12 protein-coding genes are annotated in these 12,096 nt (G+C 66.4%); 9 read left to right on the forward strand and 3 right to left on the reverse strand.

The window, feature by feature from the left end:
• Window position 1 precedes the first annotated feature (1 nt).
• The 3 genes from MXC99_RS05335 to MXC99_RS05345 all read left to right on the forward strand — a co-directional run bounded on the left by MXC99_RS05335 (window position 2) and on the right by MXC99_RS05345 (window position 3,302).
• Window positions 2-1,900 (forward strand): DUF294 nucleotidyltransferase-like domain-containing protein, encoded by a 1,899-nt coding sequence (locus MXC99_RS05335; protein ID WP_247724477.1) that lies wholly within the window; start codon window positions 2-4, stop codon window positions 1,898-1,900.
• On the forward strand, window positions 1,897-2,538 hold the full coding sequence (locus MXC99_RS05340) for a 3'-5' exonuclease (RefSeq protein ID WP_247724478.1): 642 nt from the start codon (window positions 1,897-1,899) through the stop codon (window positions 2,536-2,538). The genes MXC99_RS05335 and MXC99_RS05340 overlap by 4 nt, the downstream gene beginning before the upstream one ends.
• A 218-nt stretch (window positions 2,539-2,756) precedes the next feature.
• Entirely contained in the window at window positions 2,757-3,302 is a 546-nt protein-coding gene (locus tag MXC99_RS05345; RefSeq protein ID WP_247724479.1) for a C40 family peptidase, read from the forward strand.
• Window positions 3,303-3,374: 72 nt separating this feature from the next.
• On the opposite strand, the gene MXC99_RS05350 is transcribed toward MXC99_RS05345, so the two are convergent.
• Window positions 3,375-3,701, reverse strand: coding sequence for a DUF2325 domain-containing protein (locus tag MXC99_RS05350; RefSeq protein WP_247724480.1), 327 nt, complete (start codon window positions 3,699-3,701; stop codon window positions 3,375-3,377).
• 130 nt (window positions 3,702-3,831) lie between these two features.
• On the opposite strand from MXC99_RS05350, the gene MXC99_RS05355 reads away from it, so the two are divergent.
• Window positions 3,832-4,845 carry a Fe(3+) ABC transporter substrate-binding protein gene (locus MXC99_RS05355; protein ID WP_247724481.1) on the forward strand — a complete coding sequence of 338 codons (1,014 nt, stop codon included), beginning with the start codon at window positions 3,832-3,834 and terminating at the stop codon, window positions 4,843-4,845.
• Window positions 4,846-5,111: 266 nt separating this feature from the next.
• Here MXC99_RS05355 and MXC99_RS05360 read toward each other — a convergent pair whose 3' ends face one another.
• Window positions 5,112-6,776, reverse strand: a complete 1,665-nt coding sequence (locus tag MXC99_RS05360; RefSeq protein ID WP_247724482.1) for an ABC transporter permease — start codon at window positions 6,774-6,776, stop codon at window positions 5,112-5,114.
• 135 nt (window positions 6,777-6,911) lie between these two features.
• On the opposite strand from MXC99_RS05360, the gene MXC99_RS05365 reads away from it, so the two are divergent.
• The 4 genes from MXC99_RS05365 to MXC99_RS05380 are packed head-to-tail and all read left to right on the forward strand — an operon-like array spanning window position 6,912 to window position 10,545.
• Window positions 6,912-8,036: an ABC transporter ATP-binding protein gene (locus tag MXC99_RS05365; protein ID WP_247724483.1), complete on the forward strand. Its 1,125-nt coding sequence runs from the start codon at window positions 6,912-6,914 to the stop codon at window positions 8,034-8,036.
• Window positions 8,033-8,740, forward strand: a complete 708-nt coding sequence (aat, locus tag MXC99_RS05370) for a leucyl/phenylalanyl-tRNA--protein transferase (protein ID WP_247724484.1) — start codon at window positions 8,033-8,035, stop codon at window positions 8,738-8,740. The genes MXC99_RS05365 and aat overlap by 4 nt, the downstream gene beginning before the upstream one ends.
• A 32-nt stretch (window positions 8,741-8,772) precedes the next feature.
• The gene (locus MXC99_RS05375) at window positions 8,773-9,495 is read left to right on the forward strand and encodes an arginyltransferase (RefSeq protein ID WP_247724485.1); all 723 of its coding nucleotides are present in this window, start codon (window positions 8,773-8,775) and stop codon (window positions 9,493-9,495) included.
• A 42-nt stretch (window positions 9,496-9,537) separates the two neighbouring features.
• The gene (locus MXC99_RS05380) at window positions 9,538-10,545 is read left to right on the forward strand and encodes a quinone-dependent dihydroorotate dehydrogenase (protein ID WP_247724486.1); all 1,008 of its coding nucleotides are present in this window, start codon (window positions 9,538-9,540) and stop codon (window positions 10,543-10,545) included.
• Between the two features lie 81 nt (window positions 10,546-10,626).
• Here MXC99_RS05380 and MXC99_RS05385 read toward each other — a convergent pair whose 3' ends face one another.
• Entirely contained in the window at window positions 10,627-11,430 is an 804-nt protein-coding gene (locus MXC99_RS05385; protein ID WP_247724487.1) for an N-acetylmuramoyl-L-alanine amidase family protein, read from the reverse strand.
• Between the two features lie 216 nt (window positions 11,431-11,646).
• Here MXC99_RS05385 and MXC99_RS05390 point away from each other — a divergent pair, with 216 nt between their 5' ends.
• Window positions 11,647-12,072: a c-type cytochrome gene (locus MXC99_RS05390; protein ID WP_075148797.1), complete on the forward strand. Its 426-nt coding sequence runs from the start codon at window positions 11,647-11,649 to the stop codon at window positions 12,070-12,072.
• Window positions 12,073-12,096 lie beyond the last annotated feature (24 nt).

Genomic DNA, 12,096 nt, shown 5'->3' on the forward strand with positions numbered 1-12,096 from the left:
AATGAGCTCTCTTGCCACCGATCTGCTGGTGGGCGCCAGCACGGATTTCCTGCGCAACTTCTCGCCGTTCAATCGCATGGAGGCCGAAGCGCTCGCCTTTCTCGCCGAGCATGCCGTGCTCGCCTTCCACCCGCGCGGTGCCGACATCCTGACCCCTGAAATGGGGGTCCCCCGGCATTTCTACATCGTGCAGCGGGGCAAGGTGCAGGCGCGCCAGACCGGTGCCGCCGTCGTTACCGAATATGCCAGCCTGTCGCTGGGGCCGGGCGAATGCTTTCCGATCGGCGCGATCTCGGCACGCCGGCCCTCGACCAACGCCTACACCGCGGCCGAAGACAGCTTCTGCTACCAGATCGGCGCCGACGAGTTCCTCCAGCTGATGCAGATGAGCCCGGTGTTCCACCTCTTCTGCACGCAATACATCGCCAGCCTGCTGACCCAGTCCCGCCAGCAGCTGCAGACCACCTTCGCCCAGCGTGCGGCCGAGCAGCAGACCATGACCACTCCGCTCGGCCAGTTGGTCAAGAAGGCGCCGGTGTTCGTCACGCCGGAGACGTCGACCCGCAGCGCACTCGAACAGATGGAGCTGCAGCGCCTCGGATGCATGGTCGTCGTCGATGACGAGCGCCATCCGGTCGGCGTCCTCACCCAGAGCGACCTGCTGCCGCGGGTGATCCTGGCCGGGTTCGACCTGTCCCGCCCGATCGGCGAACTGATGACCGCCAATCCCCATCAGCTCGCCGCCACCGCTTCGGCCTACGACGCGGCACTCGAAATGGCGACCCACGGCGTGCGTCATCTGCTCGTTGTGGACACCGAAAACCGGCTCAAGGGCGTGGTATCCGAGCGCGATTTGTTCGCCCTGCAGCGCATCAGCCTGCGCCAGATCCGCGCCGGCATCGAGAACGCCGCCGACATCGCGGCACTGCAGCGCGCGAGCAGGGACATCCGCCAGCTCGCGCTCAACCTGATCGCCCAGGGCATCGGCGCCGAACAGCTCACCCAGTTCATCTCCGCGCTCAACGACGCCCTGACCCGGCGCATCATCGGTCTGGCCCTCGAAGAACACGATCTGGTCGGCATCGACTTCGGCTGGATCGCGTTCGGCTCGGAAGGCCGGCACGAGCAGACGTTGTCCACCGACCAAGACAATGGCATCATCTGGCGCGACCCCGAGCGCCAGGACGGCGAAGCGATCCGGCGGCGCCTGATCGAGTTCGCGAAGACGGTCAACCACAATCTGGCCGCCTGTGGCTTTCCCCTGTGCAAGGGCAACATCATGGCCAGCAACCCCGAGCTGTGCCTGACCCCCGCAGAATGGAAATCGCGCTTCGGCGCCTGGATTCGCGAGCCCGACCCCCAGGCCCTGCTCAATGCCTCGATCTTCTTCGATTTCCGCGTCCTGTACGGCAACGAGCAGCTCGGCGACCAGCTGCGCAGCTGGCTCAACAAGACGGTCAAGGGCAATTCCGCCTTCCTGCGGATGATGGCGGTCAACGCCTTGCAGGTGATGCCGCCGCTGGGGCGGATCCGCGATTTCGTCCTCGAGGACGACGGCTGCATCGACCTCAAGAAATCCGGCGCGCGCCTCTTCGTCGATGTCGCGCGCATCCTCGCGCTGCGCACCGGGGTCGACTCCAGCAGCACGGTGCAGCGGCTGCGCCAGGCCAGCGCGAAGATGGGCGTCAGCACCGAGGAGGTGGCTGCGATCATCGACGGTTTCCACTTCATCCAGCTGCTGCGCCTGCGCGCCCAGCACCTCGAAACCGAGCACGACGCACCGGGTGACAACCGCATCGACCCCGACACCCTCAACGAGCTCGACCGCCGCATCCTGAAGGAAGCCTTCCGCCAAGCGCGCAAGCTGCAACTGCGGCTCAAGCTGGACTATCAGCTATGAGCTGGCTGTCGCGCCTCATTACCGCGCGCGGCGACCAGCCGTCGCTGAGCGCGCAAGCGCAGGCCTGGCTCAGGCACTGGCGACAGCTGCCGCCTCCCGAACTCGACCGCCCCCATTTCGAAACCCGCTACGTGGTCGTCAACACCGAAGCCACCGGCCTCGACCTGGACGCCGACCGCCTGCTGGCGATTGGCGGACTTGCGGTCGACGGCGGGCTGATTCACCCCCAGGACGCCTACTACGCACCGCTCCAGCCCGTACCGGCCGACGCCTTGGCGGGCCTGTTCGGCCTCTTCGGCAACTCGCCGCTGGTCGCCTTCAATGCGGGTTTCAACCGCAGCATGCTCGAGCGCGCCCTCCAGGCCCATCTCGGGATCACTCCCGAGCTGCCGTGGATCGATCTCTACTACATCCTGCCCGCCCTGTTCCAGGATCGTTTCGTGCGCCCGGCCCGCCTCGCCGACTGGATGAACAGCTTCGGCATCGAAACCTTTCAGCGCCACCATGCCCTGGGCGACGCCTGGGCAATCGCCCAACTCCTGCTCGCCGCCCAGGCGCGCGCGCTGGCCCTCGGCGCAGCGACGCCGCGGGCACTCGCGGACATCGAGCGGGCTTCCCGACAGAAATGGAGCCTTTGAGCGCCCCCAGGAAACGGCTTTGCCGTTCCCCCGAGGGGGACAGGAATACTTGGGGCCACCCTGCATTCTCTTGAGAGCCCAGCATCGCCGCACCGGCGCGTTCGGCCCACCACTATAAGTGGGCGCTTGACCTGGACGCTGAAGAACCGTTCAGAAAACGCCTTTCGGCACCGCTTTTTCCATTTACATCCTTGAAACGCTTGCGTATATTCCGCCGAATGTTTTTCCGCCCCCTCCTCCTCGCCCTCGCGCTCTTGCTGCCTCCCGCCGCCTACGCGAGCCAGGCCAGCCCGGCGACCCAGGATGCGGCCACCGCAGTTTCAACGCTGGATGAATACGCCACGGCCGCCGAGCAGCTGGTCGATGAAGCGCTCTCCTACCTCGGCATCCGCTACCGCTTCGGCGGCACTTCGCCCTCGACCGGGCTCGACTGCAGCGGTTTGGTGCTGAACGCGTTCCGCAATGCGGTCGGCCTCGACCTGCCGCGCACGGCCCGCGAAATGGCCGCGCTGGGCGACCGCATCGGCCGCCAGGAACTCAAGCCCGGGGATCTCGTGTTCTTCAACACGATGCGCCGCACCTTTTCGCACGTCGGCATCTACCTGGGCGACGGCCGCTTCGTCCATGCGCCGTCTTCGGGGGGCGAAGTCCGGGTGGAGAACATCGCCTCGCGCTACTGGTCACAGCGCTTCAACGGTGCACGCCGCCTGCTCGGCGACGGCGACACCTTCGACACACCCCGCACCCTGCTCGGCGTACGCTGAGCGCACCCGCGGCGCGCCCCGACTCCCGTCGCGGCGCCCCTTCTCTACTCCCCCCTCTCCTGCGCGCCGCGTTCACCGGCGACCGCAAGCGACCGAGCACTCCGCACACGCTTCCCCCAGGCGCTTGCCCAACGCCTGCTGCAATGCGCAAGTCGAGCGCCGGCAGCACACCACCATCACCCCCTCGCGGCTGGCCGCATCGCGGAAGCGCTGCATGACGTTGTGGCCGATGAAATCGGTAAACAGGATCACCAATCCGACCCCCGCCGGCAGCGGTGCGCACCGTCTTTGATGCGTGGTGTCGCGCCCGCTCACATGTGCGGCGATCCGGATGCCGAAAGTGCGGAGTACATCGGGAATGTTGCCGAGCCGGTCGGCCCCGACGAGCAGTGCATTCATGCAAACCTCTTATTTGAGAACAGTTCCCATTAATCCTGCACCGAATGCGAACTATTTGCAACTGCAAATCTTTATCGTTAATATCGGCTCCCAGAAATCACCCGCCATCCCTCGCACAAGGTTACCCACCATGATCAAGAAAGCTGTCCTCGCCTCCCTGCTGTCCGCAATCGGATTCACCAGCGTCGCCACCGCTGCCGAGCTCAATATCTATTCCGCCCGCCACTACCAGACGGACGAGCAGCTCTACGGCAATTTCACCAAGCAGACCGGCATCAAGATCAACCGCATCGAAGCCAAGGAAGACGAACTGCTCGAGCGCGTGCGCACCGAAGGCGCCAACAGCCCGGCCGACGTCTTCATCACCGTCGACGCTTCGCGCCTGGCCAAGGCCGATGAGCTCGGCATTTTCCAGGCGGTGAAGTCGGCCACCCTGGAAGCCCGCATCCCCGCCCATCTGCGTGCCGACAACTGGTTCTCCTACTCCACCCGCGCCCGCATCATCGTCTTCAACCCGGAGATGGTGAAAGCCGAGCAAGTCCAGACTTACGAGCAGCTCGCCGAACCGGCACTGAAGGGCCAGGTCTGCACCCGTTCGGGCAGCCACCCCTACAACCTGTCGCTGGGCGCGGCGATGATCAAGCACAACGGTGCCGAAGCGACCGAAAAATGGGCGAGCGGCATCGTGGCCAACTTCGCGCGTGCGCCCAAGGGCGGCGACACCGACCAGATCCGCGCCGTCGCGGCCGGGGAATGCGGCGTGGCGATCGCCAACAGCTACTATTTCGCCCGCCTGATGAATTCGGACAAACCCGAAGACCAGGCCGTGATCGCCAAAGTGAAAGCAGTGTGGCCGAACCAGGCCACCTGGGGCACGCACATCAACGTTTCCGGCGCCGGCATGCTCAAGCACGCCCCGAACAAGGAAGCTGCGGTCAAGTTCCTCGAGTACCTGGCCTCGGACGAAGCGCAGACCTATTTCGCCAACGGCAACAACGAATGGCCGGTGGCGCCCGGCGTCAAGGTCGACAACGCCGCGCTGAACAAGCTCGGCGAATTCAAGGCCGACACCCTGCCGATCGGTGAGCTCGCCGCGACCGTCGCCGAAGCCCAGCGCATCTACGACCGCGCCGGCTACCGCTGAACACGGCGTCGCCGGCCCCGGCGGGCGCCGACGACGAGCGCAACAACGGCCCCCGCATCCTCCGGATGCGGGGGCCGTTGCCGTGAACACGCCGGAACCGCATCACGCCCCGACCCTGCCGCGGCCGCCCACGGCGCCGGCAGCGGTGCGGCACGAAACCGCCGCAGTGCGGCGCGAAGCCGCATTTGCGCGGCCAGACCCGGCACCCGGCCTGGGCGTGGACACTTCGCCGGGGCGGGAACGGGAAAGCCGTCCCCCGGGCGTCCTCAGGCCTTGCGCCGGACGGCGAGGATCTGGCGCGAGATCAGGATCATCGGCAGGAGGCCGACCGCGACGATGATCAGCGCAGCGGTGGACGCTTCGGCCAGGCGCTCGTCCGAGGCCAGGGTGTGGGCCTGGGTCGCCAGGGTATCGAAGTTGAACGGCCGGATCACCAGCGTCGCCGGCAACTCCTTCATCACATCGACGAACACCAGCAGGCCGGCGGTGAGCAGGCTGCCGCGCAGCATCGGCACATGCACCCGGCGCAGCGTCGCCCAGCGACCGAACCCCAGGCTGCGCGACGCATCGTCCATGCTCGGCGTGATCTTGCCCAGGCTGGATTCGACGGTCTGCAGCGCCACGGCGAGAAAGCGCGCCAGGTAGGCGTACAGCAGGGCAGCGATGCCCCCGGTCAGCAGCAGCCCCGGGTTGCTGCCGAACAGCGCCTCCCAGGACTGGGCAAGCCAGTTGTCCAGGCGCGTCAGCGGAATCAGCACCCCGACCGCGATCACCGAGCCGGGGACGGCATAGCCCAGTCCGACCACCCGGTTCAGGGCATGCGGCAAACGCGAGCGCGCCAGACGCGCCGCATAGCCGAGGACGATCGCGAGCAGCACTGCGATCAGGGCCGTCAGCGCGGCGAGGACAAAGCTGTTGCCCGCCAGGTGCACGAAGCGCGAACCGAACTGGGCGTCGCCGTCGAGAAACGCCATCTCCAGCAGGAGCGCGCCGGGCAGCAGGAAGCCCAGCAGCAAGGGCATGAAGCAGGCAAACGCGGCGAGCACGCCCAGCGCCGAAGGCAGGCGCTGGCGAACGGGAAGGCTGTGCTGGCGCGAGGTGTTGTTGAAGCGTGCGCGCCCCCGGCTGATGCGTTCGAGCGTCAGCACGACGACGACGAAGGCGAGCAGCGCAGCCGACAGCTGGGCGGCAGCGATACGGTCGCCCAGCGAGAACCAGGCACGGTAGATCCCGGTGGTGAAGGTCTGCACCCCGAAATAGGACACGGTGCCGAAATCCGCCAGGGTTTCCATCAGGGCCAGCGCCGTGCCGGCAACCACGGCGGGCCGCGCCAGCGGCAGCGAGACGCGGAAGAACGATCTCCAGGGGCCGAGCCCGAGCGAGCGTCCGGCCTCGAGCATGCCACCGGCGCGCTCGAGGAAAGCCGCGCGCGCGATCATGTATACGTAGGGGTACAGGACGAACATGAACATCGCCACCGCCCCGCCCACCGTGCGCACGTCGGGAAACCAATAATCTCCACGCCCCCACTCGAAGGTGTCGCGCAGCCACGTCTGCACCGGCCCGACGTACTGCAGGAAGTCCGTATAGACATAGGCCATCACGTAGGCCGGTACCGCCAGCGGCAACACCAGCGCCCATTCGAAAAAGCGCCGCCCGGGAAAGTCGAGCATCGTCGTCAGCCAGGCAGTGGTGATTCCGATCGAGGCCACACCCAGGCCGACGCCGATGCACAACACCACGGTATTGAAGAGGAATTCACCCAATACCGTGTCTGCCAGGTGCGACCAGGTGGAACTGGTGCCGCCGATGAAGACGTTGGAAAATACCGACAAAACCGGTGCGGCGATCAAGGCTGCGATCACCACGGCCATCGATGTCAGCGTCGAGCCCTGCAGGCGCACTCGGGCCTGCCCCCCCTTTGCATTCATTCCGTTTCCGTTGTTGTGGAGCGCGCCGGATGGCAGGCGCCCGCGTTTCGATGGCAAATTATAATTGATCGCATTTGAATCGCCTCGATGCAATAATCGCGGGCGATACGAATTCATTGCGCCGCAAGCCCGACCATGTCACATCTCCAGCTCAACGACATCGACCTCGCCTTCGGCGATCACCTGGTGGTTCGCCAGCTCTCGCTGCGCCTCGACCGTGGCCGCATCGGCTGCCTGCTCGGCCCCTCGGGCTGCGGCAAGACCACGGTGCTGCGGTGCATCGCCGGTTTCGAACGTCTGCGTGCCGGCGAAATCAGTCTCGATGGCAACATCGTCAGCAGCGTCGCCTACACCCAGCCGCCGGAGCGCCGCCGCATCGGCATGGTGTTCCAGGACTACGCTCTGTTCCCTCACCTCTCGGTGGCGGAAAACATCGCCTTCGGCCTGCGCGGGGAAAACGCCGCTGCCCGCCGGGCGCGCGTCGAGGAGCTGCTCGGCCTCGTCGGCCTGGGCGGCCAGGGCGGCAAATACCCCCACGAGATGTCCGGAGGACAGCAGCAGCGCGTCGCCCTGGCCCGTGCGCTGGCGCCGCGCCCGAGCCTGCTGCTGCTCGACGAGCCTTTTTCCAACCTCGACGTCGAGCTGCGCGAACGCCTGTCCTACGAAGTCCGCGACATCATCAAGGCGACCCGGACCACCGCCATCCTCGTCACCCACGACCAGCACGAAGCCTTCGCCGTCGCCGACGAGATCGGCATCATGCACGAGGGCCGCATCCAGCAGTGGGATACCCCGTACAACCTCTACCACCGCCCGGCCAACCGCTTCGTTGCCGACTTCATCGGCCAGGGCAGCTTCCTGCGCGGGCGCGTGCTCAACGACCGCGAAGTGCACGTCGAGCTCGGCGTGCTCAACAGCACCGTACCGCTGGTGTGCGGCGAAGACTGTGGCGGCTGCACCCACGGCAGCGACGTCGATGTCCTGCTGCGCCCGGACGACATCGTCCACGACGACCTCAGCCCGCTGCGTGCCGAAATCGTGCATAAAGCCTTTCGCGGCGCGGACATCCTGTACACGCTGCGCCTGAGCAGCGGGGCCAAGGTGCTGTCGCTGGTTCCCAGCCATCACAACCACACCATTGGCGAACGCATCGGCATCCGCCTCGATGTCGATCACGTGGTGACGTTCCAGGACGAGCTCACCGGGCTCGATCTCACCGCCCACCCCGAGGCGCAGCAGCCGCAACCGGGCGGAGCATGATTCCCTGGCTGGGCAGCGAGCCGGCCTTTCCGCCGCTGGAGCAGGCGCTCGCGGAACCGAATGGCCTGCTCGCAGCGGGCGGTTCGCTGGCCCCCGAATGGCTCCTCCTCGCCTACCGCAACGGCATTTTCCCCTGGTTCAGTCCCGGAGAGCCGATCCTGTGGTGGAGCCCGGATCCGCGCCTGGTCCTATTCCCCGAGCGCCTCCACATCAGCCGGACGCTGCGCCGGACGCTGCGCCGGCAGCTCTTCGAAGTCCGGCTCGACACGGCTTTTGCCGCCGTGATGCAGGCCTGTGCCGCACCGCGCGGCCCCGGACTGGGCACCTGGATCACCCCCGCAATGCGCTCTGCCTACCAGCGGATGCACGAACTAGGCCATGCCCACAGTGTCGAATGTTGGCGCGACGGCAGGCTTGTCGGTGGACTCTATGGGATGGCGCTGGGCAAGGTGTTCTTCGGCGAATCGATGTTCTGCCGCGAAACGGACGCTTCCAAGGTCGCCCTCGCCCATCTCGCCCGCCTGCTCACGGAGCGTGGATATGGCATGATCGACTGTCAGATGACGACTTCGCACCTGCTGTCGATGGGCGCCGAGGAAATATCGCGGACCGACTTCTGCCGCGCGCTGGCGCACTGGACTCCGCTCGGCCCGCCCCCGTGCCGCTGGCCGGCGGATGCGGCGACCGAGTTCGCCTGGCCCTGAACGAAACCGCAATGCTGCCTGCAGGCCACATCATGCGACAGGACTATCCTTATGCGCTGATCCAGTTCTACGCCACCGCTCCGTATGCCTGCTCCTATCTGCCCGAGCGCAGCGCGCGGTCGCAAGTGGCTACGCCCGGCCATCTGATCGACCCGCAGGTGTACAGCGAGCTCGTGCGCCGGGGTTTTCGCCGCAGCGGCGTGTTCACCTACCGCCCGCATTGCGATCACTGCCAGGCCTGCGTCCCGGTGCGCATTCCGGTGCAGCGCTTTCATCCCGACCGCAGCCAGCGCCGCGCCTGGAACCGGCACGCCAACCTGGAGGCGGGCGCGCTGCCGCTGCTCTTCGAGGAAGAACACTACCTGCTCTACCAGCGTTATCAGGCCGCCCGCCACGCCGGCGGCGGCATGGACCTGGACAGCCGCGAACAGTACGAGCACTTCCTGCTGCAAAGCCATGTCGATACCCACTTGGTCGAATTCCGCGAAGGCGGCATCCTGCGCATGGTGAGCGTGATCGACCGCCTCTCCGACGGACTTTCCAGCGTCTACACTTTTTACGAACCCGGGCTGGCACGCACGGCGTTCGGCACCTACGGCATCCTGTGGCAGATCGAGACCTGCCGCGCCCTGCATCTGCCCCATGTCTATCTCGGCTACTGGATCGCGCAGAGTCCGAAAATGGCCTACAAGGCCCGCTTCGGGGGACTCGAAGCACTGCGTGGAGGCGAGTGGCGACCACTTGCCGCAAGCTGAACGGCAGTCGCACCCCATCGGCCGAATCGCTACAATCCGCCGATGCTCTACGACATCGCCCGCCCGCTGCTGTTTTCGCTCGATGCGGAAACCGCCCACGAACTGACCTTGCACGCCCTCGCCCTGGCCGGTCGCCTGCTGCCCCCAGGCAAACCCGAGGCGGCCCCGACCGTCGAGGTGATGGGCTTGCGCTTTCCCAACCGCATCGGCCTCGCCGCCGGCCTCGACAAGAACGGCGAAGCCATCGACGGCCTCGCGCGCATGGGGTTCGGCTTCATCGAAATCGGCACCATCACCCCGCGCGCGCAGCCGGGCAACCCGCGCCCGCGCATGTTCCGCCTGCCCGAAGCGCACGCCATCATCAACCGCATGGGTTTCAACAACCACGGCGTCGACGCCCTCCTCGCCCATGTCGGGGCGGCAAAATACCGCGGCATTCTCGGCATCAACATCGGCAAGAACGCCGACACCCCGATCGAACGCGCCGCTGACGACTACCTCGCCTGCCTCGACAAGGTCTATGCACAGGCAAGCTACGTCACCGTCAATATTTCCTCGCCCAACACCAAGAACCTGCGCCAGCTCCAGGGCGAGTCCGAGCTCGACGACCTTCTCGGCCGCCTGAAAGCGGCGCAGGCACGACTCGCCGACACCCACGGACGCTACGTGCCGCTCACCCTCAAGATCGCCCCCGACCTCGACGATGCCCAGATCGTGAACATCGCCGACGCGCTGCGCCGCCACCGCATCGACGCGGTGATCGCCACCAACACCACGATCACGCGCGACAAGGTCCAGGGCCTCCCCCACGGCAACGAGCAGGGCGGACTGTCGGGCGCGCCGGTGTTCGACGCCTCCACCGCGGTCGTCCGCCGGCTCGCCGGCGCGCTCGCCGGCGAGGTGCCGATCATCGCCGCCGGCGGCGTGCTCGACGGCTCCGGTGCGCGCGCCAAGATCGACGCCGGCGCCGTGCTGGTCCAGCTCTACAGCGGCCTGGTCTATCGCGGCCCGGCCCTGGTGCGCGAGTGCGTGCGGGCCACCGCGGCCTGAAAGCGCGCCGTCGCCCTCGGCGCATCCTCCCCGGCCGATCGTGCCGGATCGGTGACGGCGGCGGGAGAGGCCCGCGCGGCCTCAGCGCGGGCCCCGGTCCGCATCCGCCTCCTCGTCGGCGGGCAGGCCGTTGCGCAGGCAGGCGGCGATCCCGGTGGCGATGCCGTCGGCCATGCGCGCCTGCAGCACCGGATCGCGCAGGCGCAACTCCTCCTCGCGGTTTTTGATCACCCCGGCCTCGAACAACACCGCGGGCATCGAAGCATGACGCAGCACCGCGAGTTCATCGTAGTAATGCACCGCGTGCACTTCATCGGCATAGGCGCGGCGGCGCCCGTTCTTGTGGGTCGGAACGAAGCCCAGGCGCTGCAGGCGGGCCCCGATCGTGCGTGCGCACAGGATGCTGCGCGCGGTATCCGGGTTGGCGCGCGACACGAACAGCGAATGTCCCGCGAAAGCATCGCTGTAGTCGAGCCGGCGCCCGTCCCAGATCCATGGCTGCAGTTCGCCGGCATTGACCGAGTCATGGTGGATGGAGAGGAAAAAACGCGCCCCCCCTGCAGCCCGGGGCCGTGCCTGCAGGCTGGGGACAAGCCCGTCGGCATTGATGGTCGCGACTTCGAGGCGGCGCTGCTGCAAGGCCCGGACCACCGCCCGTGCAAGCTCACGGTTGAACTCGAATTCGCTCCGCCCGCGGGTGCTGGTCGCCCCGGGAGCAGCGAGCGTATGGCCGACATCGACCGCCACGTCCACCGGCGCGGCCTGGGCGAGCCTTCCGGAAAGCAGGAGGCTCGCGGCGAGCGCGGCGAGCGCGGCGAGCAGGCAGTGCATCATTCCCCCTGTCCGCGCCATGATGCCTTCCCGGACTGCATGCACAATATGCATGAAACCATCCCCGATGGCCGCCCCCGATATGCACGATTGTTCGCCCGCCATCCATTTCCACTCTGCCCACTTGATACAAATCATGGTTACATACCTTCCCCGCACCGAGAATTCGCCTACCATCGGCGTTGCCGTAGGTAGCGGTACCCCTTCATAAACCGGGCAACAGATTGACACCTTTTCGGAAAAAACGAGACAAGTGATGAGGAGTACTCCATGAGCGGTATCTTTACTAAATCCATGGCGCGAAACATCTTCTACGGGGGGACGGTCTTTTTCTTCCTCCTGTTGGTGGCGCTGACCTTCGACACCGAACGCGAACTCCCGAATCGCGACAACCGGCACAACATCACCCCCGAAGTCGCCGCCGGCAAGCACATCTGGGAAACGCGCAACTGTCTGGGCTGCCATACCCTGCTGGGTGAAGGCGCCTACTTCGCCCCGGAACTCGGCAACGTCTACAAGCGCCGCGGACCGGAGTTCATCAAGGCATGGATGATGTCCCAGCCCACCGGCGCTCCGGGCCGTCGCCAGATGCCGAACTTCCACCTCACCGATGAAGAGCTCGACCAGATCGTGGCGTTCCTCAAATACACCTCCGAGATCAACACCGCCAACTGGCCGCCGAACATCGAAGGCTGACCGGAAATCTGGAGACACAAGGGG

This window comes from Thauera aromatica, from assembly GCF_023093595.1.
Taxonomy (GTDB): domain Bacteria; phylum Pseudomonadota; class Gammaproteobacteria; order Burkholderiales; family Rhodocyclaceae; genus Thauera; species Thauera aromatica_A.